Here is a 22,052-nt window from a genome sequence, read left to right on the forward strand (position 1 = left end):
CGGCCTCCTCACGGCATGCCCCGCACAGCCGGTCCGCTGCCGGAACCCAGCGCCAGCGCACGGTAGGCGGCCAGCGCAGGCCCGGGGGCGCCGTCGAACACGATCCTGCCGTCCTCAACTACCAGGATCCGCTCCGCATCCGCGGCGAAGTCCAGGTCATGGGTTGTGTAGATAATCTGCTGCGGCAACCCGGAAAGGATTCGGCGGAGCGCGGCGGTATTGCGCAGGTCCAGCAGCGTGCTGGGTTCATCAGCTATCAGGACATCCGGTTCAACGGCCAGCACTGAGGCCAGCGCCATGAGCTGGCGTTCCCCGCCGGAGAGGTCATAGATGCTCCGGTCCGCCAGGCCCAGCAGTCCGAAGGCGGCCAGCCTGTCCTCTGCCGCAGCCCGCCGCTCCGACCGCTTGCGGATGGACGCGCGCAGCGAGAGTTCGACGTCGTCGCGCCCTGTTGGCATGACCAGCTGGGAGAGGGGATCCGTGAAAACAAACCCCACCCGCCGGCGGACCCGGCTGCCCTGGCGCACCGTATCCAGGCCGTCCACGGTTACCGTCCCGGTGTCCGGAGCCAGCAGTCCGTTGAGCAGTTTCAGAAGAGTCGATTTTCCGGAGCCGTTGGCGCCGATGACGGCGATCCGGGACTCGTCCAGATCCAGGTTCACGGGGTGCAGGATCGGACCGGGGGTGCTGCCGGCAGCAGGGTCGCCGGTGTTGGGTGTGGGCGACGGGTCGGGGGAGCGGAGCACTGAAACGTCCCGCAGGCGGATCTGAACCATCAGCGGCTCTTTGTTGCCAGCCGGGGGAAGGCCGTGAAGACACTGACACCCACGGCTGCCGCGAGCAGGTTCTTGAGCACATCGCCGGGCAAGAAAGCCATGTCAGCGGCCAGTGCCGCCGGGAACCCGAGCTTCGCATTGAGCATCAGGCCGGCGATGCCCAACGGGTGCACACAGATGAAACTGGCGGCCATGGCGGAGGCGAAAAGGAGTGGAAAACGCGCCCGGCGGCCACGGCGCAGGGCAGCCCGGGACAGCAGTCCCACTACGAAGGCTGCGGGCACAAAGGCCAGCAGGTACCCGGCGGAGGGGCCGGCCAGCACGCCCAGGCCGCCGCTGAAGCCGCTGAAGACGGGCAATCCGGCCAGGCCGGCGGCCAGGAACAAGGCAACGGAAGCAGCTCCTCGGACAGGTCCCAGAATGATGCCGGCGAGCATAACGGCCAGTGTCTGGAGGGTAATGGGAACCCCGGCGCCCAGGGGTACTCCGGGAAGCAGTGAGAACGAGGCGACCAGCGCAGCAAAAACGGCAATAAGGGACAGATCCGCAGCATTCCAGGGGCGGCGGGGGAGCCGCCCCCGCCGGGAAGGTGCCGCAGCGTCAGCGGAGGAAGTGCTCATCTGGTCTCGTTTCGTAGGACGCCTACAAGTGGGTTCGGCGTTATGCCTCGGCATCGCCGCATCCCTGTTGACCCTAACCGCGCGGCGCTGTAATTCCTTTGGAGGTTTTCTACAACGTGTCGATCGGCGGTAGACTGGAAAGGCTGCGATCGCAGCACGAGTACTATCCCCGAACCCCCTCGAAAGGTCCACTGAGTGATTTCCGTATCTAATCTCGAGCTCCGTGCCGGCGCACGTTTGCTCATGGAAGCGGTTTCATTCCGTGTGGACAAAGGCGACAAGATCGGATTGGTGGGCCGCAACGGCGCGGGCAAAACCACTCTGACCAAGGTTCTCGCAGGGGAGGCGCTGCCGGCAGCCGGGCATGTGAAGCGTTCCGGCGAGATTGGCTACCTGCCCCAGGATCCGCGCACGCCGGACATGGAGCAGCTCGGGCGGGACCGCATCCTGTCCGCCCGCGGGCTGGACAAGGTCTCCGCACAGTTGAAGAAGTGCCAGGATGAAATGGCCAGCGATGACCCCAAAATCTCGCAGAAGGCCATGAACCGCTATGACCGGCTGGAGGCCGAGTTCCTTTCCGCCGGCGGATATGCCGCAGAGTCTGAAGCGGCAACCATTACCGCCAACCTGGCCCTGCCGGACCGGTTGCTGAACCAGCCCCTGAGCACCCTTTCCGGTGGCCAGCGCCGCCGCGTGGAGCTGGCCCGGATCCTGTATTCGGATGCCGAAACCATGCTCCTCGATGAGCCCACCAACCACCTCGATGCCGACTCCATCTCCTGGCTGCGTGAGTTCCTGAAGAACCACACCGGCGGGTTGATCGTGATCAGCCACGACACCGCGCTGCTGGAAGCAACGGTCAACAAGGTCTTCAGCCTGGATGCCAACCGCGCCACGATCGACATCTACAACATGGACTGGAAGCGCTACAAGATCCAGCGCGAAACCGATGAGCGCGCCCGCAAGCGTGAGCGCGCCAACACCGAGAAGAAGGCCGGCATCCTGCTGGCCCAGGCCAACAAGATGAAGGCCCGCGCCTCGGGTGCATCCGCCGCGCAGAGCATGCTTAAGCGCGTGGACCGCCTCATGGGCGGGCTCGACGCCGTCCGCGCCACGGACCGCGTAGCCGCCCTGCGTTTCCCGGACCCGGCACCGTGCGGCAAGACGCCCATGATGGCCGAAGGCCTGAGCAAGAGCTACGGCTCGCTGGAGATCTTTACCGACGTGGATCTGGCCATTGACCGCGGATCCAAGGTGGTCATCCTGGGCCTGAACGGTGCGGGTAAGACCACGCTGCTGCGCATGCTTGCCGGTGTCGACACTCCGGACACCGGAAAGATCATCCCGGGCCACGGTCTGAAGGTGGGCTATTACGCCCAGGAGCACGAAACCCTGGATACGGAACGCACCGTGCTGGAGAACATGCGCTCCTCCGCGCCGGACATGGATGATGCCGAAGTGCGCAGCGTGCTGGGGTCCTTCATGTTCAGCGGCGACGACGTCGAGAAGAAGGCCGGCGTGCTCTCCGGTGGTGAAAAGACCCGCCTCGCGCTGGCCACCATTGTTGCTTCGTCTGCCAATGTCCTGCTGCTCGACGAGCCCACCAACAACCTTGACCCCGCCTCCCGCGCGGAGATCCTCGGTGCCCTGAGCAGCTATTCAGGCGCTGTGGTGATGGTGAGCCACGATGAGGGTGCCGTGGCGGCGCTTAATCCGGAGCGCGTTGTCCTGCTGCCGGACGGCGACGAGGACCACTGGAACGAAGACTATCTGGACCTGGTGACGCTGGCCTAAGGCGGCCGGACTTCGCGGCGCCAAGCAGAAACGGCTCCGCCAATCCGGATGAAGGCCCCCCGTGCGCACGGCGCGTGGGGGGCCTTCGCTTTCTGTTCCCTATGGTCCCATCCTCATGAAGACAAGTATCCATTGCCATAAAGAAGTATAAGAATTTCTGGATAAGTCGCTCTGAACGCTTTCCTACTTACCAAAGGTGTCCCTGCCAGAACACTCATCAGAGCCTGCAGATCTTCAAAGCAGGGGAGTGCCCCCACGCAAACAGGGGGTTTCAGCCTGGGGACCGCTATCGGGACCGGAGCGGCGTCCGGGCCTAGTCCGGTGTGGCTGTGGAGGTCCGAAAGTGGGTGCGGAGCCGCTGGGGGAGTGCGTCTTGGGGTCAGTCGGTTGACGTCCGGTACGCCGAGCCGGCGATTCCCCCGTTCCCCCGCAGGTGGAACACCATATCCGCACATGCGGTGACTGGCGCGGTTCCCTGAGTCCCCTCATCATTCGTATCCATTTATATCCACTAATATAAAATTATCTGGATATTGCGCTATGATGGGTGGCATGGACAGTGCCTCAAACCCGTACTCACCAGGAGCCGGACGCCGGCCTTTCGAACTGGCCGGCAGAACAGCCTTGATCAACGATTTTGACCTCCTGATTTCGCGTGCGGCCACGGGGCGTACGGACCGGGGGATAGTGCTGCACGGTTTGCACGGAGTGGGAAAGACCGTGCTGCTCACTGAGTTCCGGCGGCGGGCGGAAGATGCCGGATTCCTCGTGGTTTCCCTCGAGGGAAGGGACGCCGAAGGCGGTCCCAAAGCCATCCGTGCCAAGCTCGCCAGAGGGCTGCTGCAGGCGGGTCGCAAGGCCAATTCCCGCAGGGCAAAACCGGCCCTCGCAGCTGCGCTGGGAACCATCGCCTCATTTGCTGCCGGGCTGCAGGTCAGCGGGATCGATGTTGGGGTAGGGGCACGGCACGGACGGGGCGACTCGGGGGCCTTCGCCGTCGACCTGGAAGAAACAGTGGAGGACACTGCTGTTGCCCTGGCTGAACGGAAATCGGCACTGATCCTGGTAGTGGATGAAATGCAGAACCTGGACGCGGGCCTGTTGTCGGCTTTGCTCGGCGCGCAGCACCAGGCCAGCCAGCGGGACTGGCCTTTCTATCTGGTGGCAGCCGGCCTGCCGAACCTTCCGTCAGTCCTGAACCAGTCCCAGCGGTATGCCGAAGGATTGTTCACCTATCGCCGGGTTGGTGCATTGGACCGTGAAGACTCGGCCACTGCCCTCACTGCGCCGGCAGCTGAACAGGGCGTCTCCTACGATCCGGAGGCACTGGATCTGCTGCTCAATGCGGCCGGCGGATATCCGTATTTCCTGCAGGAGTATGGTTCGGCTGCGTGGGAGTCAGCGCCGCACCAGCGGATCAGCCCTGATGATGCCAGGGTGGCAGTCGAAATTGGCCGGGCACAGCTGGACCAGGGCTTCTTTCCCCTGCGCTGGCGCAGGTCGACCAAGGCCGAGCGGGAGTTCCTGAGGCTCATGGCGGTGGACGGGGAAGGCGGTTCCGGGACGGCAACGCTGGCAGCCCGGGCCGGAAAGAAAATGACGTCCATGACCATGACCCGGGGATCACTCATACGCAAGGGCATCATCTATGCGCCCTCACTGGGTCAGGTCTCTTTTACTGTGCCGGGAATGGCAGACTACGTGCGGCGGGTTACTGCTTTGCCGTGATGCCTGCAGGCCGCGCCTTTGGGTGCAGGCAGCCGTTTCAGTAAGCTGGAGGTTTTGGGGCGGACCCCGGTTTTGTCCGCACCACGCTCGGCACCGAAGGACGGCACGCTATTTCTTCCTCATCCATGATTTCCTTTCGCCGCTCGTTGGCTGCAGGCGCCTTGTCTGTGGGGCTTACCCTGAGCGGCTGCGCAGGAGAACCTTCACCGTCCGAAGGGACAGGCGCTCCGGACATTCCGGCGGTCAGCCTGCAGCAGGCAGGTGCTCTGCGGGGCGTGTTTGACGGGGGAGCCGGCCCGGCTTCATTGGCCGCCAGCAGTGCCTTCTATGCCTCCAGTCCTGCTGTGGTGGTCCTGGGGGCGGGTGCCCCTGCCGCCGCGGGGCAGGCTTCCGCCGCAGCAGTGGGGCTGGGGGTTCCGCTGCTGGTGGTCGAACCGGGGAATGAACAGCAGGTTGCCGATGAACTGGAGCGGTTGGAGGCTGAATCGGTGGTCCTCTACGGGGCACCGGAAGGGGAGTGGGCTGCCGCCCTGGGAGAGCGGACAGAAATTCCCGGTCCCGCAGACGCCGCTGGATTCCGGTCGTTGCTGGGCCTCGAGGCAGTCCCCGCCGAAGCGGCGCCGCTGGTTGCCGCCGTTGCAGCCATGGACCGCGGTGCGCAGCTTCCGGTTCCCGGCCTGGAGGCGGCAGTACCGAAAGAAACCACTGCTTCGAATACAGCTTCCGCGGACCAGCAGGACAACGGCCCGGTTCAGGAGCTGCCGGAGTTTGAGGCAGCCGGCGCCGGGACGGACGCTATTGTGCTGGCAACGGAGGACCCGGCGTCGGCGGCGGCAGTTGCCACGGCACGTGCCGCAGGTGCCGAGGTGCGAATGGTGGAGACTGCGGATCCCCGTGCGGACCAGGGCGTCATCGAGGTTTTGCGCAGCCACCGCGACGGCGGAATCTACGCTGCCGGCAACGGCTTCGGCGGCGCAGAGACCTTCGCCGCGCACAGCGACGTGGCACTGAATGCGCCGGAGCTGCCAGGCGGCGGACAGACGGTGTTCCCCGGCAGGCGGATGGTGGCGCTCTACGGGCATCCCAGCGGCGGCAGTCTGGGAGTCCTGGGGGAGCAGGGGCTGGAGGAATCCATCCGGCTGGCCCGGGAAACCGCAGCGCAATACCAGCCCTACAGTGATGAACCCGTGGTGCCTGCCCTCGAAATCATCACGACCGTTGCCAGTTCCGAGCCTGGTGCCGACGGTGATTTCTCCGAGGAAACCGCCGTGGACGTCCTGCTGCCGTGGATCGAAGCCGCCCGTGACGCCGGCGTCTACGTGATCCTTGATCTGCAGCCGGGCCACAGCACCTTCCTGAACCAGGCTATCCGGTATGAAGAACTGCTGAAGTTCCCGCATGTGGGCCTGGCCTTGGACTCCGAGTGGCGGCTTGCCCCGGGGCAGCGTCATCTGGAACAGATCGGATCCGTGGATGCCGCGGAGGTCAATGAGGTGTCCGCCTGGCTCGCAGACCTGACGCGGGAGAATGTCCTGCCGCAAAAGCTCTTCATGCTGCACCAGTTCAACTTATCGATGATCCGCAATCGGGATCAGCTCGAGGTCAGCCACAGCGAACTGGCGGTCAGCCTTCACGCTGACGGGCATGGAACACCGGGCCAGAAGCTGGACACCTGGAATGCGCTGCGGAACGGGCTGCAGCCGGAGATCTGGCCGGGATGGAAGAACTTTTACGACGAGGACACTCCTACCCTGACTCCGGAGCAGACCTTCACGCAGATCGATCCCAAGCCCTGGTTCATCTCCTACCAGTAGGGAACTAGTAGCCCTGCGCGTCCAGCAGGGCGTCCTCTTCATCTTCCTGGGTGCTGCCGCGCTGCCTGCGCGGACGGCGGGGGCGGCTCGGGGCGGGGTGGGCGGCGATCATTTCGTCGTCGTCCTCCTCTTCCCACTCATCTTCATCGCCGTAGCGCAGGTTCAGCGCTTCCTGGCGGGCGGCATAGCCGAGCCCGACAAACAGCATGACACCGAACGCGAACCACTGCATGGCGTAGGAAAGATGCGGGCCCTCATCCACTGACGGCTTGGGGGCAGCTTCCGGAACGATGTCGGGGCGCGGGTCCTCGCTGGCCATCAGGCCATAGGCTCCCTGCTCCAGTTCGTACCCCACTTCATCCTGGTACTGGGTTAAGTTAATGGACGCCAGCTGCCCTTCGGGAGCACCTCGGCTCACGTCCGGTTCAGCGGGCTTGATGCGCGCGACGACGGTTACCTCGCCGCCGGGAGCAGCCGGCACGGCATCGGGCTTGCCTGCTTCGTCATTGCCGATCGGCAGCCAGCCGCGGTTGATCACCACTGCGGTGCCGTCGGAGAGTTTCAGTGGAACCACCACTTCGTATCCGGCGCGTCCGCTGAGCGGCCGGTTCCGGACAATGCGCTGGTTTTCTGTGTCATAGACCCCGGTCATGGAAACCGGCAGCCATTCTTTGGCCGGGTCATAATCTTCGAAGAGGCCGGCGGCATCCTCGAACGGCACCGGGGCGGCGTCGTAGTTGTTGACCACGTTGCCGATGTCTTCCCGGATGGCGTCGCGCCGGTCAAGCTGCCACATCCCCAGGGATGAACATGCCACGGAGAGCAGGGCGGTCAGGGCAAACCAGCCCAGCCAGCGGCCGGAGAGGAGGAAACGGTACATCTAGTCGGTCCCGATTCCGGTGTCCGTGGGAGCAGGCGCATCGGCCAGGGGCAGTGTCTGCTTCCAGAGGTCGCGGGTCTGCAGGTACTCCTCGAGCCAGCCGCGGTGGTCGCTGCAGGCGAGCCAGATCTTCCGCCGCTCCGGGGTGTGGATCCGCGGGTTGTTCCACAGCAGCTGCCACTGGGCGGCCTCACGGCACCCCTTCCGGGAGCAGACGGCGGGGGAGCCGGCGCCGGGATCCGATGGTGCGGCTCCGGGCCGGACAGCCCCGGTGGTCCGGGCCAGTTGGTCAAGAAGGTTCATGCTGAAGGTGGTGCCTTATCGTCGTGGGGGTCAGCAGGAGGCTCGTCGTCGGCGAGCTCGCCGTGCAGCACTGCGGTTTCGGGGGAGTCATTCGGATCGGGCTCGCCGGGTTGCCGGACGCGGGGTGCTTCTATTGCGGGCGAGGGGAGCGCATCAATCATGGACTCAGATGCGGTCATGTTGCGCGTATCGGATCCTCCGTTCGCAATGATCACGGCGAAATACGGAAGGACGACGGCGCCGGCGATTACCACCCACAGCATCCACCCGTGGACGACAAATAAGAGGAACAGGCAGACCAGCCGGATGCCCATGGACACCGAATACTTGATCATGCGTGCGCGCATCTCATCGGTGTGCGCCGTGCGGGCGTCTGTGATCCGGGGGATCTGACCGCCGCGGCTGGATTCCTTGTTCATCACTCTCCCAAACAGATTGTCCCATTGTCGCACCCGTAGCTGTGATGTTGAAGTCGGAACCAGCCCGGCTAGGATCGATTCCTGTCACCCCCACACTCTCAGCGGAGGAATATCTGTGCAGAACAACACCCAGCCGTCCACCGGCCGCAGCGTCCTGGTTACCGGCGGAAACCGCGGAATCGGGCTGGCCATAGCCCAGGCATTCGTTGCCAACGGCGACCAGGTGGCGATCACCTACCGCAGCGGAGACGTGCCGGAGGGCATGCTCGGCGTCAAGGCGGATGTGACCGACATGGCATCGGTGGATGCCGCATTCTCCGAAGTCGAAGCCGCGCACGGGCCCGTGGAAGTGCTGGTGGCAAATGCCGGCATCACCCGCGACACCCTGCTCCTGCGGATGAGCGAGGACGATTTCACCGACGTCGTGGACACCAACCTCACCGGGGCATTCCGGGTCATCAAGCGGGCGTCCAAGGGCATGATCAAGCTGCGCCGCGGGCGCATTGTCCTGATCTCTTCCGTGGTGGGGCTGTACGGCTCGCCCGGCCAGATCAACTACGCGGCTTCCAAATCCGGTCTGATCGGCATTGCCCGGTCGCTGACCAGGGAGCTGGGCTCCCGGAACATCACCGCCAACGTGGTGGCACCGGGGTTCATCAACACTGACATGACCCGGGCTCTGCCCGAGGACACGCAGAAGAACTATCTCTCCTCCATCCCGGCCAACCGGTTCGCTGAACCCGAAGAGGTTGCCGGTGTGGTGCGCTGGATTGCCAGCCCCGAAGCCGCCTACATTTCCGGCGCTGTCATCCCCGTTGACGGAGGTCTGGGAATGGGTCACTAAAGCTCCGGCCGGGATTCCTTGGAGGTTTCCACCACTTCGCGGATCGCCGCCGGCTGGCAGGATGGGAGAAGTTGCGCATCATCTTTGTTCAGTTTCGACAAAACCTCTCACAAAGGAGCACCCATGGGCCTGCTGGACGGCAAAGCCGCCATCGTCACCGGATCCTCACGCGGCATCGGAGCGGAGGTGGCCAAGTACCTGGCCGCCGAAGGGGCCGGCGTGGTGGTCAACTACCGCCAGAAGGCCCCCCGGGCCAATAAGGTTGTCACCGGTATTGAAAACGACGGCGGCCGCGCCGTCGCCGTCGGCGCCGATCTGACTTCACCCGAGGGCCCGGCCGCCCTGGTTGCCGCCGCCACGGAGAACTTCGGCGGCCTGGACGTGCTGGTGCTGAACGCCTCCGGCGGAATGGAAACCGGCGTTGAGGAGGACTACGCGCTGAAGCTCAACCGCGACGCGCAGGTCAACATGCTCAACGCCGCCCTGGACGTCATGCCCGCGGGATCCCGCGTGGTTTTCGTCACCAGCCACCAGGCGCACTTCATTAACTCCGTTCCCACCATGCCCGAATACGAGCCGGTGGCCCGCAGCAAGCGCGCAGGCGAGGACGCCCTGCGCGAGCTCCTGCCGCAGCTCGAGGAGAAGGGCATCACCCTGGTGGTGGTCTCCGGGGACATGATCGAAGGAACCGTAACCGCCACGCTCCTGGACCGCGCCAACCCCGGAGCGATTGAGGCACGCCGGGTGGAAGCCGGCCGGCTCTACTCTGTGCAGGAGTTCGGTGCCGAGGTGGCCCGGATGGCCACAGCGGACGTTCCCTCGGGACACACCGAATACGTGGGCGGCGCCGACTACCTCGGCGCCGGCCAGGTGTCCTAGCCTTCCCGGGTTCCGGGCAAGAAGAGAGCTCCTAGAGCTTCACAAAGTGCTGCACCACGTCCAGATTGGGCAGGTTCAGCACGGCATCCGCGGCGGCCTGCACTGCCGGTTTGGCGTTGAACGCCACCCCCAGTGCGGCCGCCGCCAGCATGTCCAGGTCATTGGCGCCGTCACCCACCGCAATGGTGTGGCGCTGTTCAATGCCCAGTGCCGCTGCCCAGGTGCGCAGGGACTCGGCCTTGACCGCGCGGTCCACCACGGCCCCTTCCACGGTGCCGGTCAGCACGCCGTCGGCTATGCCCAGAAGGTTGGCTTTGGCGCAGGTCAGCTGCAGGCGTTCGGCCAGCGGATCAAGGACCTGGCTGAAGCCTCCTGACACTACGGCCACCGCGTGCCCGGCAGCCAGGAATTCCTTGACCAGCGCCTCCGCGCCGTCGGACAGCTCAATGCGGGCGCCCACTTCCGAGATGACGGACTCCGGCAGCCCGGCCAGCGCCCTGACACGCTGGTGCAGGCTCTGGGCGAAGTCCAGTTCTCCGCGCATCGCCGCTTCAGTGACGGCGGCAACCTCGGCTTCGCGGCCCGCGTGGGCGGCCAGCAGCTCGATAACTTCCTGCTTGATCAGGGTGGAATCCACATCCATGACCAGCAGCTTCCGCGCCGGCTCCAGCAGGGATGAGGGCACGACGGCGCTGGCGGCCCCCTGCGCATCAGCGCCAAGTGCCGCTGCGGCTGCGGTGACCGCCATCCGCAAAGTTTCGATACCGCCGTCGTACTCCACCAGCAGCTTGGTGACGGCATAACCGTCCCCCGGGGCATTCTCCAGTTCCAGGATGCGGCCGCCGGCTACACCCACGGCACGCTGAACGGCAGCGAGATAGGCGTCACTCAGTTCCCGACCGTAGCTGACAACACTGTATTCGGGAGCGGCACTGTTTTCTGGGGAGTTGGGAGCGGGCATTGCGTATCCGTTTCTGCAGGCGGGGCTGGAACTGCGGGGCACGCGTTTAGCCATCGGCCCTTTCTTTAGCCTAATGTCTAGTGCTATGAGTGATGTTCTTGAATTTGCTGCCGTAAGTGTCGTCCGCGGCGGCAAGACCCTGTTGGATGCAGTTGACTGGCAGGTCAAGGAGGGGGAGCGCTGGGTCATCATGGGCCCCAACGGCGCCGGCAAGACCACTCTGCTGCAGATCGCCGGCGGACGCATGCACCCCACCCGCGGTGTCGCCGGAATCCTTGAGGAAGTCCTCGGAACCGTTGATGTCTTTGAACTCCGGCCCCGGATCGGCCTGGCATCAGCCGCCCTTGCGAATCAGATCCCGGAACACGAAACCGTCCTCAATGTGGTGCTGACCGCCTCCTACGGCATGACCGGCCGGTGGCGGGAGAAGTACGAAAAGCTGGACGAGCGCCGGGCCTTCCGCCTCCTCCATGACTGGGGCATGTCCACCTTCATGAACCGTAATTTTTCCTCCCTGAGCGAGGGTGAACGCAAGCGCGTGCAGATTGCCCGCGCCCTGATGACCGATCCCGAACTCCTGCTGCTGGACGAGCCGGCCGCCGGGCTGGACCTCGCCGGCCGGGAAGACCTGGTTGCACGGCTGTCCGAGCTGGCCGCAGATGAAGAGGCGCCGGCCATGGTGCTTGTGACCCACCACCTTGAAGAGGTGCCCCCGGGTTTCACCCACGCGCTGCTGCTGCGCGACGGCGGCGTTGTGGCCTCGGGTCCCATCGGGGATGTCTTCACCGAGACGAATCTCAGCACCGCCTTTGATTTGCCGCTGAACGTGCAGCACGACGGCGGCCGCTGGTCCGCCACCGCCCGCCGCTGACCTTCGCACAGCACGCACCTTTTTTGTGGACATTTTTCATGATGCCGTAGTCTTCGTTGCCGGTTTGTGGGCGGGGACGATCAATGCCGTGGTCGGGTCGGGAACGCTCGTCACCTTTCCCGTGCTGGTGGCGCTGGGCTACGCCCCGGTGGCCGCCACCATTTCCAACGCGATGGGACTCATCGCCGGAAACATTGCAGGTTCCTGGGGCTACCGCCGGGAACTGGCCGGACTCAAGTCCATCCTCCTGAAGCTCCTGCCCGCCTCAGTGCTGGGAGGAATCACTGGAGCTGCGCTGCTGCTGCACCTGCCGGAGAGTGTCTTCGGCACCGTGGCGCCCTACCTGATCGTGGTGGCGCTGCTGTTTGTCATCTTCCAGCCGAAACTGCAGTCCTGGGTCCGACGGCGGGCGGATGCCTCACCCACCGCGCAACAGCCCAGGCGCCAGGGCGTCATCCTGGTCATCCTGATCTACTTGGCGGGCGTGTACGGCGGCTACTTCGTGGCGGCGCAGGGAATCCTGCTGGTGGGCATCCTGGGCATCTTCCTGCGCGGCAGCATCCAGAACGCCAACGCCATGAAGAACATCCTGGTCCTTGGCGTGAACATTGTTGCTGCCGTCTCCTATCTGCTGTTTGCCTTCGACCGGATCGTGTGGCCCGTAGTGGGGCTCATTGCGGTGGGCTCGCTGATTGGCGGGTTCCTGGGAGCTGCCGTCGGCCGCAGGCTGTCCCCGGTGGTGCTGCGGACCGTCATCGTGCTGCTGGGTCTGCTCGCCTTGTGGAATATGGTGTTCTAAGTGACCCTCCACTATCTGAAATCAGCAGCCGATCCGCGCGTGGCCGACTACACCGGCCTAACCGACACCGCCCTGCGCCGCCGCCGGGAACCTGAAGAAGGCATGTATATTGCCGAATCCTCCAAGGTCCTTCGCCGGGCACTGGACGCAGGACACCGGCCGCGCTCCTTTTTCCTCGCCGAGAAGTGGATTCCGGACCTCCAGGACCTCCTGGACCGGTACCCCGAGGTGCCTGCCTACGTGGGAACTGCGGACGTCCTGGAGGAAATCACCGGGTTCCACCTGCACCGCGGTGCATTGGCAGCCATGGAACGGCCGGCGCCGCTGGAGCTGGAGCCCCTGCTGGCGGGAGCCCGCCGGGTGGCTGTGCTGGAAGACATTGTGGACCACACCAACATCGGGGCGATCTTCCGGTCTGCCGCGGCGCTGGGCGTGGACGCCGTACTGGTCAGCCCCCGCTGCGCGGACCCGCTGTACCGGCGGGCAATCCGGGTCAGCATGGGGACCGTGTTCCAGGTGCCGTGGGTGCGCCTGACACAGTGGCCCGGCCAGTTGGAAGTCCTCCGGAAGGCCGGTTTCGTCACTGCTGCGCTGGCGCTGGCTGAGGACTCCCTGACCCTGGACGAGCTCAGCTCGCGCCGCGATGAGCGCCTCGCCCTGGTGCTTGGAACCGAAGGGGACGGCCTCGCCGCGGGGACCCTTTCCGCCGTGGACCTTACCGTCCGCATTCCGATGAGCGGGGGCGTGGATTCCCTGAACGTCGCCGCCGCCAGCGCCGTGGCCTTCTGGGAATGCCGGGCCCGGCCCCAGCGGTAAGATTTTTGGTCCGTTCCGCACGCTTTGGCTCCTACTCTTACCCTCTGCCGTTGATGGTGGAACACTGGGCGGTGTTCACAACCCAGGAAGGGCTCTTGTATGAAGAGCGGACCCTTGCAGGACCCCGGCAGCCGGGCGGGCTTAGGCCTGCCTGCCGCTGTCCGGGCGTCTCGTCCGGGCGCTGTCGTGTTCCTGGTGGCTGCTGCATTGACCGTCACGGCATGCGGGCCTACCGCGGATCAGGCACGGGCCAGGGAAGTGGTGTCAGCCTCGCCCGCTGCTCCCGTGCCAACTCAGAGCCGCACCGCTGCGCCCGCGCCCGTCATGACCGAGACCCCCGCCGCAGCGCCCACCCCGGAGCCGCTCAAAGTGGGGGTTGCCGGCAGCCAAGTCGGCATGTCCCAGCCGGTCCAGGATTCCTGCCAGTTTCTGCTGCGTCGTGATGAGGCACGGATGCCTGCCGGTGAAGCAGGAGATTGTGTGCGGGCGGCTATGACTGCCGGCGGGGGTGGAACCCAAACCCTCACGACGTCGTCGAGCTGGATACCGCAGGGGACGCACACCGTGGACTTCACCACGGCGCCCGAGTTCTCCCTCACCCTGGAGAGCCCGGACACGGGCTTGGTGGTCACGTCGGGAGCCGGCGGAGGAAGCGTGGACACCGGCGGCGGCAGGGTCAGCGCCAAGGCAACGGGAACACCCGAGGAGGCCTATGCGGCGGTGCTGGCCCACGCTGCGGAGCTCACCGTGAATCCGGACCGCGTCGCCGAAATGCTTGACGGCACCGAATCCGTCGAGGTGGATTACGCTGCTGTCCTTGACGGCGCGGTCCGCACCAAAATCAGCGGCTACCGTTCTGTGGACCCTGCCGCGGATGACATGATGCCCACCGCGGTAACGCTGTGGCTTGACGACTGGTACCGCCCGGTGCAGTTTGAACTCACCGGGCAGACCCGCGGCATCGCTTCAAGCATCACCGCGGTCAACAGCGCCTGGGCGTCGTAGGCACTGCCCACCCCGCCGGCTTTAACCCGCAGCCCCGAATGCGGTATGCTGAATTGCTGATCCCTGTACATGCGCTTCGTTGTGCAGTGCGGGGGCATTCCAAGCTTTCAACCACCAGTGCCTGGCAAAATCCAGGCACCAAAAGAAGGTAATACATTGAAGTCTGATATCCACCCCAAGTACGGCCCGGTTGTTTTCCGCGATCTCGCGTCCGACACCTCGTTCCTGACCAACTCCACGGCTACGTCCGCCAAGACGATCGAGTGGGAAGACGGCAACACCTACCCCCTCATCGAGGTGGAAATCTCCTCCGCGTCGCACCCGTTCTACACGGGCAAGCAGCGCATCATGGACTCCGCCGGCCGTGTCGAGCGCTTCAACGCACGCTTCAAGGGCTTCGGCGGCAAGAAGTAATTCGTTCGTAAAGAACAGTACAGGTTCTAGACTGAGAAGACCCGCCCGGCATTTCCGGGCGGGTCTTTTTACATGCGGAGAAGGAAACCCAAATGAGCAGCAGGGAACAGGACAGCGGCCGACTGCACGGAGAGTTCAAGGTAGTTGGCGGAAAACTCGTGGTGGTGGACCTGGAGGTCCGTGACGGAAAACTGGCAGACGTCTCACTCAGCGGGGACTTCTTCCTGGAACCCGATGATGCTCTGGCCGACATCAATGCGGCTTTGGAAGGACTCCCGGCTGACGCAACCGGAGCAGATATTGCCGCAGCGGTCCGGGCAAACCTTCCCGCCGAAGCGGTCCTGTTTGGCTTCTCCCCGGAGGCCATCGCCACCGCCGTCCGCCGGGCCCTGGCCAAGGCCACGGGCTGGAATGATCATCAGTGGGAAATCATCGGCCCCACACCGCTGCCCACCGCCATGCACGTGGCCATGGACGAGGTGCTGGCCGAAGAAGTGGGATCCGGAAAACGGAACCCCACGCTGCGGTTCTGGGAATGGGAGACACCGTCCGTGGTGATCGGCAGCTTCCAGTCGCTGCGCAACGAAGTGGATCCGCAGGGCGCCCGGAAGCACGGGGTAACGGTGGTTCGCCGCATTTCCGGCGGCGGGGCCATGTTCATGGAACACGGCAATGCCATCACCTATTCGATCTATGTTCCGCAGTCCCTGGTGGACGGACTCAGCTTTGCCGAGTCCTATCCCTTCCTGGACGCCTGGGTGATGGAATCGCTGGAAAAACTTGGCATCAAGGCCTGGTATCAGCCGCTCAATGACATCGCCACGGATCAGGGCAAAATAGGCGGGGCAGCCCAGAAGCGCTTCAGCAGCGGCGGCATGCTGCACCACGTGACCATGTCCTATGACATCGATGCCGACAAGATGCTTGAAGTCCTGCGGATCGGCAAGGAAAAACTGTCTGACAAGGGCACCACCAGTGCCAAGAAACGGGTTGACCCGCTCCGCCGCCAGACCGGACTGACCCGGGAGGAGATCATCAAGACGATGATGGAGACCTTCACCGCGCGCTACGGTGCTGTGCCGGCCGGCATCACCGACGAGGAGATGGCCCTCGCCGAGAAGAAGGTTGCTGACAAGTTCGGCACGGATGAATGGCTCAACCGCGTTCCCTGACCAGCTTGCGGTCATCGTGCCGGTGGACTCACCGGCACGATGATGCTGCTGTCGCCGATGCTGTCCCTGCCCTAGACTGCCGAGCATGGAAAAAAAGTCTCTCACCGCATTGGCGCGGAACCAGCTGCAGATTGCCGGCGAAGCTTCCAGCGGCCGCAGCGCCCAGACGGTTTACGGCGGACACGAACACGTGCTTCGGCAAACAATCATCGCCCTGAACGCCGGATTTGTTCTGGACGAGCACGATAATCCCGGTGAAGCGACCATTCACGTGCTCAAAGGGCGTGTTCGGCTGCTGGCCGAAGGTCACTCCTGGGAAGGATCCGCCGGGGACCTGTTGATAGTGCCCCAGGCACGGCACTCCCTGGAGGCGGTGGAAGACTCAGCGGTGCTGCTGACCGTAGCCAAGCTGGACCGCTGAGCCCTCTGCCGCCTGCCTGTCTATCTGCCGGCTGCCTGGGCCCGCAGCGCCCGCAGCAACTGGTCCTGCTGCTCGATAATGATCCGGCGCAGGGCAGCCGGTGCCTGCGGGTTGGCTTCGAGCCAGTCCATGCTCGCCACCAGGACAGGATGATCGGCGGGAACCATGTGCTCAGGCAAATCCTGCGCCCCGGGGAAGAGACCGGTAACCACCCGGCTGGCCTGCCCGATGCTGCGTGAGCTCCAGACCAGGGTGAGGGAAGCAAAGTAATCCGCGGAGAAGGCGGACAGCATGTCAATGCTGCCGATGGTGAATCCCTCAATGGTGGCCGAGAGCAGCTGGTTGGACAGCTCGTCCGAATGAACGGCGTCCTGCCAGGCGGCTGCCTTGACCGCCGGCTCGGGGAAGGCGGCCGCCGCAGTGGTGTAGCCCACCCGGCCCGATGCCGTGGTGTCCCGCTCCAGTTCCGCTTCCAGCTCAGCGCGGGTGGCATTTGAGGTGGCGGCCAGCGCCTGCCACAGCAGCCATCGCAGGTCCGAGTCCACAGTGAGGCCCGGTACGGTGGCCGTTCCCTGCAGGAGGCCGCGCAGCAGCTCCGTGTGGGCGTCGCTCTGGCGGCCCAGCATGGCGGCGTTGCGGGCCCAGACCAGCTGGCGGTCGCTTCCGGGCTCCGCCTGCTGAAGCTGGTCAACCACCAGCGAGTAGAGCACGTCGCGCAGGTCGCTGCGGTCCTCTGCCGGGGCATACCGCTCCACGGCGAACCGGGAGTTGTCCAAGAGGACCTGCAGCACACCGGAGCCCGTCTCGGCCGGGGCGGCATGCACGATGAGCCGAAGATAGTCGCGGGCACTGATGATCCCGTCCCGGACGCCGTTCCACAGGGCAGAGAAGCACACCGCGCGGGCCAGCGGGTCAGGGATCCGGCCCAGGTTCTGCATCAGGACCTGCAGCGAATCTGAGTCGAACCGGACCTTGGCGTAGGTGAGGTCCTCGTCATTGAGCAGCAGCAGTGCGGGCCGCGGCTTGCCCAGAAGCTCGGGTACCGCGGTACGGGGACCGTCGACGTCGATTTCCACGCTCCCGGTGCGCACCAGCGCACCCGCAGCATCCGGGTTGTAGAGGCCGATCCGCAGGCGGTGCGGCCGGGGAACCTGTTCCCCGCTGACGGGATCGGGTGCGTTCTGGACGATCGTGAGCGAAGTGATGACGCCGTCGTCGTCCGTTTCCACCTCCGTGGTCAGCAGCGGCACCCCTGCCGTCTGCAGCCACCGCCGCGACCAGGCACCCATGTCGCGGCCTGAAGCAACAGTCAGGGCACTGAGCAGGTCCGAGAGCGTGGTGTTGCCGTAGGCATGGTCGCGGAAGTAGCCGCGCGCTGCATTGATAAACGCATCGAAGCCCACATAGGCCACCAGCTGCTTGAGGACGGAGGCACCCTTGGCATACGTGATGCCGTCGAAGTTCTGCTTGGCCGCTTCCAAGTCAGTGATGTCCGCGACGATTGGGTGCGTGGTGGGCAGCTGGTCCTGGGTGTAAGCCCAGGCCTTGCGCCGGTTAGCGAAACTGACCCACGAGTTGGTAAACCCGGTGGCCTGGTCCACGGCCAGGGCGCCCATGTAATCGGCGAAGGACTCCTTCAGCCACAGGTCGTCCCACCATTTCATGGTCACCAGGTCACCGAACCACATGTGCGCCATCTCGTGCAGGATGGTGTTGGCCCGCGCCTCGTACTGCGCTTCTGTGGCTTTGGACCGGAAGACGTATGACTCCGTGAACGTCACCAGGCCGGGGTTCTCCATGGCACCGAGGTTGTACTCGGGGACGAAGGCCTGATCGTACTTGCCGAACGGGTAGGGGTAGGCAAACAGCTCGTGGAAGTACGCCAGCCCCTGTTTGGTGATCTCGAAGATGTTCTGCGGGTCAAAATGTTCGGCCAGTGAGGACCGGCAGTAGGCGCCCAGGGGAATGTCGAGGACGGAACCGTCCGGCAGGGTGGTGGACCAGGCGTCCTCTGCTTTGAAGTACGGTCCGGCCAGGACCGTGGTGATGTAGGTGGAAATGCGCTGGGTGGGGGCAAAATCCCAGCGGCTGAAGCCGCCGTCGAGCTCCGTGCGGTTGGTTTCCACACCGTTCGAAGCAACTTCCCAGGCCGACGGCGCAGTGACGTGGAACGTGAAGCTGCCCTTGAGGTCCGGCTGCTCGAAGTTGGCGAACACCCGCCGGGCGTCGGCCGGCTCGTACTGCGTGTACAGATAGGTGCGGCCGTCGGCCGGATCCGTGAACCGGTGCATCCCTTCACCGCTGCGGCTGTACAGGGCGGTGCCCTCCACCGTGACCGTGTTTTCGAGCTCCAGTCCCGGCAGGTGGACACGGGTGCCGTCGACGGCAGAGTCCAGCGGCAGTTCCCGGCCGTTCAGGACAACCGAGTGGACACCACCGTGGATGAAGTCCAGGAAGGTGGCGGCCCCCGGCTCGGCGCAGCGGAAGGTAACGGTGCTGCGGGAGCGGAAGCCCCCGGTTTCCGGATCTTCCGCGCTGCTCAGGTCAAGATCGACATCGTAGGCGTCAACGGATATGAGGGCTGAGCGGGCGGCGGCTTCGTCACGACGCAGATTTTGGTTCGACACATGTTCATTCAATCACTTCCCGTCCTTTGCCGTGGGCCGGCCCGGCGGTCCCGGCGTTCCGGCCGCCTGACATCCGGTCCATGACGGCGAAGAAGGACAGTGAGGCCAGCAGGATGAAGTATGGCGTGTAGAGGTACAGGAAGCGGGCCCGGCCTTCTGACAGGAGCAGGAACACAAGCAGCCCAAGCAGTGCAATGCGCAGTGCAGAGACCTCCGGCAGCATAAGGGTTGGCGTGCGGAGGAACAGGGGCACCGCCACCAGCCCCAGGACGATGAACCACGTTCCCTGCCACAGCGCAAAGAGCCATGGAAAACCCGGATTCCCGTAACCGAAGACGTCCTGGATGCTCCGGTCAGCGGGGTTGTCGGACACAAAATCGTCGCCGTCCAGGACTCCTTCGCCCCAGGCAAAGAAGGAGCCGTCCCCGGTGATCCACAACAGCTTGTTGTTGAGGAATGAAACATAGCCGCCCGGGCCCATGGCGGCGACCCGATCCGCATAGGCGTCCAGCCCGTGCTGGAACTTCTCGCGCGGATCACCCGCGGATGCGGTGCTGCGGACGTCGGCTTCGTTGTAGCTCCCGTACAGAGGGCCGTATTTCCCCGGCACAAGGTGCGCCCCCACCTTCAGGAAGTGGGTGGGCGGAAGGGCGTTCGGGTTGGCTTCAACATCGAAGCCCACGGCCGTTCCCTGCTGCTCAACGGCGGTAATGAGCCGGTGCCCGGCAAAGAAGCTGCCGGCCACCACTGCAGCGCCGAGGAGGAGGATGCCGGCCCCGCGATCCCGGCCGCGCAGTGCCGGGGAACAGGCAGCAGTGATACCGGCTGCCAGCAGACAGATGAGCACGGTCGGCTTGATCCCGTAGCCGACGGCGCCGGCCGTCCCGGCGAGGACCCATAGCGGTATTCGTACTGCAAGGCGCCGGGCCCGCTGCGCGGCCAGCAGCAGGCACAGAATGAGGACGGGAAACAACAGCCCTGCGGTGTCTGAGTAGAAGACACCCAGCCACGGGGAGAGCAGAACAAAGATGGTGGAGGGCAGCAGCGTAAAGGCGGCAACGGCTCGCCCGCCGAGCATGCGCGCCGCCGCATACGTCAGTGCGATTCCGGCGAAGAGGACGACGGCGTTCAAAAAGGCGGCAGCCATTTCCAAGTTGGTGACGCCGAGGGAGGTGACGAGGCTGAACCAGGACGCCAGCAGCAGGGTCAGCAGGATGTTGTTGGGATTCAGTGAAAAGTAGCCGGAATCAATGCTCTCCCGCGTCCCCAGGGCCAAACCGGCAGCCGAGGTGTAAATGGCGCGGGCATCCCAATCGGCGGGCAGCCGCACGGCATAGGCCAGCCGAACCTGCAGGGCGAATAGCCCCGCCCACAGCGCTGCCGACGCCAGTCTGGACAACAGCCGGTGCCGAAGCAGGGCCGGCTGGACTGTCCACAGGGCAAAGTACAGTCCGGTCATGAGCAGAAGCACTGCTCCGGCGGCGGCGAGCGCCCACGGTGTTTTGTACTGGAAGAACCCGTAGTGCGGAAACATGAGGTTGCCCGCCAGGCACCAGAGGATTATTGCGCAGAACGCCAGTCCGGCCGCTGCCGGAAGCAATCCGTAGCTCAGGCTCTTGATGCTGCCGGTGGCGGAGATACCCCTCATGGATACCCCCTAGGCCAACCTCATCCTGCGCAGCTGCGGAATCAACTGATGGAAACAGTAAGGGGAACCGGAGACAGGCGGCAAGGCTCTGCGGTTCCCGCGGGGTCACGGGGAAAGGATCACAGCGAGACCGAGCCCCAACGCACCGATGAGGAACCAGGAGGCGAGCGCCGCTGAGAGTGCCCTGGCGCCGGAGGCAAAGAGTGCCCGGAAGCGGACCGCCGCACCCAGTGCAAACAGCGCAGCCGCAAACAGGATCTCCTGGGCCAGCGCAGCCGCCTCCAGGACGCCCTCCGGAACCACACCCGTGGTGCGCAGGACAATCAGTGCCAGGAACCCGGCGACAAACAGGGGAAGCAGGGGAGGGCGTTTCCCGGGCCTGTCATCTGTTCCCTCCGTGTCCGGGTGCCGAATGAGTCCTGCCGCGGCGGTCAGCGGTGCCAGCAGGACCACGCGGGCGAGCTTGACGACGACGGCGGCCGCGAGTGCCGACGTGCCGGCGGTCTGGGCTGTGGCCACCACCTGTCCAACGTCGTGGACGGAAGCGCCGGCCCAGATGCCGAAGGTCTCGGCAGACAGGCTCATCAGCGTTCCCAGCAGCGGGAGAACCCCGATGGCCAGTGTTCCGCACAGGGTGACCAGCGCTATGGGCACCACGGTGTCCTCCGGTCTCACCCTGCGGGCAGCAGCCACGGCACCGATGGCCGATACCCCGCAGATGGAGAAACCAGAGGCGATCAGCAGCGGCTCCGCGCCCGGCAGGCGGAAAGCCCGGCAAACCGCATACGTGCCGGCAAAGGCCGCCCCCACCAGTGCAACGATCAGGAGCAGCGCGGCCCAGCCAAGGCCCGCAATGTCCACCAGCGACACTTTGAGCCCCAGCAGCACGATGCCCGTGCGCATAAACTTCCGTGCGGCCAGGGACAGTCCCGGTTTGAGCGGCCCCGCCACCGCTGTGGACACGCCCGGCAGGTTGGCGGCCACCAGCCCGAGTACCACGGCTGCGGTCAGTACCGGCAGCCCGGGAAGAACCAGATGCACCAGGTATGCCGGGACAACGGCGGCGGCAGCAATCAGGACTCCGGGCAGGACGGTTGTCCGGGCAGCAGAGGAGGCTGCAGGGGAAGGGGAGGCATTCACGGTTCCACCCTGCCGCAGAAGACGGTGCCGGCCAAACGGTGCCGGCAACCGGTGGTGTTTGGCCGGCCCCGGGGCAGCTAACAGTGATGGGGGATTCCCGCCTGTGTGGCCTTTGTTACAG

The 22,052-nt window shown here is 65.0% G+C and carries 21 protein-coding genes; 12 read left to right on the forward strand and 9 right to left on the reverse strand.

The annotated features are described in order from the left end of the window. Positions 1–8: 8 nt before the first annotated feature. Together CXR00_RS09185 and CXR00_RS09190 are read right to left on the reverse strand one after the other, a co-directional pair. On the reverse strand, positions 9–776 hold the full coding sequence (locus tag CXR00_RS09185) for an energy-coupling factor ABC transporter ATP-binding protein (RefSeq protein ID WP_104054210.1): 768 nt from the start codon (positions 774–776) through the stop codon (positions 9–11). Beyond that, complete coding sequence (locus CXR00_RS09190) at positions 776–1,396, reverse strand: biotin transporter BioY (protein ID WP_104054211.1); 621 nt, start codon at positions 1,394–1,396, stop codon at positions 776–778. Before CXR00_RS09190 ends, CXR00_RS09185 begins: the two co-directional genes overlap by 1 nt. Before the next feature lie 195 nt (positions 1,397–1,591). Between CXR00_RS09190 and CXR00_RS09195 the strand changes: the two genes are divergently transcribed. The 3 genes from CXR00_RS09195 to CXR00_RS09205 all read left to right on the forward strand — a co-directional run bounded on the left by CXR00_RS09195 (position 1,592) and on the right by CXR00_RS09205 (position 6,732). After that, positions 1,592–3,190, forward strand: coding sequence for an ABC-F family ATP-binding cassette domain-containing protein (locus tag CXR00_RS09195; RefSeq protein WP_104054212.1), 1,599 nt, complete (start codon positions 1,592–1,594; stop codon positions 3,188–3,190). Positions 3,191–3,742: 552 nt separating this feature from the next. Continuing rightward, positions 3,743–4,918, forward strand: coding sequence for an ATP-binding protein (locus CXR00_RS09200; RefSeq protein WP_104054821.1), 1,176 nt, complete (start codon positions 3,743–3,745; stop codon positions 4,916–4,918). Positions 4,919–5,085: 167 nt separating this feature from the next. Then, entirely contained in the window at positions 5,086–6,732 is a 1,647-nt protein-coding gene (locus CXR00_RS09205; protein WP_146068470.1) for a hypothetical protein, read from the forward strand. Positions 6,733–6,736: 4 nt separating this feature from the next. Here the strand turns inward: CXR00_RS09205 and CXR00_RS09210 are convergent, their stop codons facing one another. The 3 genes from CXR00_RS09210 to CXR00_RS09220 are packed head-to-tail and all read right to left on the reverse strand — an operon-like array spanning position 6,737 to position 8,334. After that, the gene (locus CXR00_RS09210) at positions 6,737–7,612 is read right to left on the reverse strand and encodes an SURF1 family protein (RefSeq protein ID WP_104054214.1); all 876 of its coding nucleotides are present in this window, start codon (positions 7,610–7,612) and stop codon (positions 6,737–6,739) included. After that, positions 7,613–7,915: a hypothetical protein gene (locus CXR00_RS09215; RefSeq protein ID WP_104054215.1), complete on the reverse strand. Its 303-nt coding sequence runs from the start codon at positions 7,913–7,915 to the stop codon at positions 7,613–7,615. It lies immediately after the preceding gene. Beyond that, positions 7,912–8,334: a DUF3099 domain-containing protein gene (locus tag CXR00_RS09220; RefSeq protein WP_237685161.1), complete on the reverse strand. Its 423-nt coding sequence runs from the start codon at positions 8,332–8,334 to the stop codon at positions 7,912–7,914. The genes CXR00_RS09215 and CXR00_RS09220 overlap by 4 nt, the downstream gene beginning before the upstream one ends. A gap of 115 nt (positions 8,335–8,449) precedes the next feature. Between CXR00_RS09220 and CXR00_RS09225 the strand changes: the two genes are divergently transcribed. Further along, complete coding sequence (locus tag CXR00_RS09225) at positions 8,450–9,178, forward strand: beta-ketoacyl-ACP reductase (RefSeq protein WP_104054216.1); 729 nt, start codon at positions 8,450–8,452, stop codon at positions 9,176–9,178. 123 nt (positions 9,179–9,301) lie between these two features. Continuing rightward, positions 9,302–10,057, forward strand: a complete 756-nt coding sequence (locus CXR00_RS09230; protein ID WP_104054217.1) for an SDR family oxidoreductase — start codon at positions 9,302–9,304, stop codon at positions 10,055–10,057. A 31-nt stretch (positions 10,058–10,088) separates the two neighbouring features. Here the strand turns inward: CXR00_RS09230 and serB are convergent, their stop codons facing one another. Further along, a complete protein-coding gene (gene serB, locus CXR00_RS09235) occupies positions 10,089–11,018 on the reverse strand; it encodes a phosphoserine phosphatase SerB (RefSeq protein WP_104054218.1) in 930 nt (309 codons plus the stop codon). A gap of 85 nt (positions 11,019–11,103) precedes the next feature. Here serB and CXR00_RS09240 point away from each other — a divergent pair, with 85 nt between their 5' ends. The 7 genes from CXR00_RS09240 to CXR00_RS09270 all read left to right on the forward strand — a co-directional run bounded on the left by CXR00_RS09240 (position 11,104) and on the right by CXR00_RS09270 (position 16,516). Then, entirely contained in the window at positions 11,104–11,889 is a 786-nt protein-coding gene (locus CXR00_RS09240) for an ABC transporter ATP-binding protein (RefSeq protein ID WP_104054219.1), read from the forward strand. Positions 11,890–11,914: 25 nt separating this feature from the next. Continuing rightward, entirely contained in the window at positions 11,915–12,688 is a 774-nt protein-coding gene (locus CXR00_RS09245) for a sulfite exporter TauE/SafE family protein (RefSeq protein WP_104054220.1), read from the forward strand. Continuing rightward, positions 12,689–13,504, forward strand: a complete 816-nt coding sequence (locus tag CXR00_RS09250) for an RNA methyltransferase (protein ID WP_104054221.1) — start codon at positions 12,689–12,691, stop codon at positions 13,502–13,504. 99 nt (positions 13,505–13,603) lie between these two features. Beyond that, positions 13,604–14,509: a hypothetical protein gene (locus CXR00_RS09255; protein WP_104054222.1), complete on the forward strand. Its 906-nt coding sequence runs from the start codon at positions 13,604–13,606 to the stop codon at positions 14,507–14,509. Positions 14,510–14,665: 156 nt separating this feature from the next. After that, entirely contained in the window at positions 14,666–14,923 is a 258-nt protein-coding gene (locus CXR00_RS09260; RefSeq protein WP_104054223.1) for a type B 50S ribosomal protein L31, read from the forward strand. 92 nt (positions 14,924–15,015) lie between these two features. Further along, positions 15,016–16,095 carry a lipoate--protein ligase family protein gene (locus CXR00_RS09265; protein ID WP_104054224.1) on the forward strand — a complete coding sequence of 360 codons (1,080 nt, stop codon included), beginning with the start codon at positions 15,016–15,018 and terminating at the stop codon, positions 16,093–16,095. A gap of 85 nt (positions 16,096–16,180) precedes the next feature. Then, positions 16,181–16,516 (forward strand): cupin domain-containing protein, encoded by a 336-nt coding sequence (locus CXR00_RS09270; RefSeq protein WP_104054225.1) that lies wholly within the window; start codon positions 16,181–16,183, stop codon positions 16,514–16,516. Between the two features lie 20 nt (positions 16,517–16,536). Here the strand turns inward: CXR00_RS09270 and pepN are convergent, their stop codons facing one another. The 3 genes from pepN to CXR00_RS09285 all read right to left on the reverse strand — a co-directional run bounded on the left by pepN (position 16,537) and on the right by CXR00_RS09285 (position 21,931). Further along, positions 16,537–19,143, reverse strand: a complete 2,607-nt coding sequence (pepN, locus tag CXR00_RS09275) for an aminopeptidase N (protein ID WP_104054823.1) — start codon at positions 19,141–19,143, stop codon at positions 16,537–16,539. Between the two features lie 4 nt (positions 19,144–19,147). Further along, positions 19,148–20,791: a hypothetical protein gene (locus CXR00_RS09280; RefSeq protein WP_104054226.1), complete on the reverse strand. Its 1,644-nt coding sequence runs from the start codon at positions 20,789–20,791 to the stop codon at positions 19,148–19,150. A gap of 105 nt (positions 20,792–20,896) precedes the next feature. After that, a complete protein-coding gene (locus CXR00_RS09285) occupies positions 20,897–21,931 on the reverse strand; it encodes a YeiH family protein (protein WP_258060349.1) in 1,035 nt (344 codons plus the stop codon). Between the last annotated feature and the right edge of the window lie 121 nt (positions 21,932–22,052).

It is taken from the genome of Arthrobacter sp. 9E16, from assembly GCF_002929435.1.
Classification (GTDB): Bacteria; Actinomycetota; Actinomycetes; order Actinomycetales; family Micrococcaceae; genus Arthrobacter_B; species Arthrobacter_B sunyaminii.

Coding starts and splice junctions, on each gene's coding strand:
- CXR00_RS09185 (WP_104054210.1), bottom strand. CDS start 776: ATGGTTCAGATCCGCCTGCGGGACGTTTCAGTGCTCCGCTCCCCCGAC.
- CXR00_RS09190 (WP_104054211.1), bottom strand. CDS start 1,396: ATGAGCACTTCCTCCGCTGACGCTGCGGCACCTTCCCGGCGGGGGCGG.
- CXR00_RS09200 (WP_104054821.1), top strand. CDS start 3,743: ATGGACAGTGCCTCAAACCCGTACTCACCAGGAGCCGGACGCCGGCCT.
- CXR00_RS09210 (WP_104054214.1), bottom strand. CDS start 7,612: ATGTACCGTTTCCTCCTCTCCGGCCGCTGGCTGGGCTGGTTTGCCCTG.
- CXR00_RS09215 (WP_104054215.1), bottom strand. CDS start 7,915: ATGAACCTTCTTGACCAACTGGCCCGGACCACCGGGGCTGTCCGGCCC.
- CXR00_RS09220 (WP_237685161.1), bottom strand. CDS start 8,334: ATGAACAAGGAATCCAGCCGCGGCGGTCAGATCCCCCGGATCACAGAC.
- CXR00_RS09230 (WP_104054217.1), top strand. CDS start 9,302: ATGGGCCTGCTGGACGGCAAAGCCGCCATCGTCACCGGATCCTCACGC.
- serB (WP_104054218.1), bottom strand. CDS start 11,018: ATGCCCGCTCCCAACTCCCCAGAAAACAGTGCCGCTCCCGAATACAGT.
- CXR00_RS09240 (WP_104054219.1), top strand. CDS start 11,104: ATGAGTGATGTTCTTGAATTTGCTGCCGTAAGTGTCGTCCGCGGCGGC.
- CXR00_RS09255 (WP_104054222.1), top strand. CDS start 13,604: ATGAAGAGCGGACCCTTGCAGGACCCCGGCAGCCGGGCGGGCTTAGGC.
- CXR00_RS09265 (WP_104054224.1), top strand. CDS start 15,016: ATGAGCAGCAGGGAACAGGACAGCGGCCGACTGCACGGAGAGTTCAAG.
- CXR00_RS09270 (WP_104054225.1), top strand. CDS start 16,181: ATGGAAAAAAAGTCTCTCACCGCATTGGCGCGGAACCAGCTGCAGATT.
- CXR00_RS09280 (WP_104054226.1), bottom strand. CDS start 20,791: ATGAGGGGTATCTCCGCCACCGGCAGCATCAAGAGCCTGAGCTACGGA.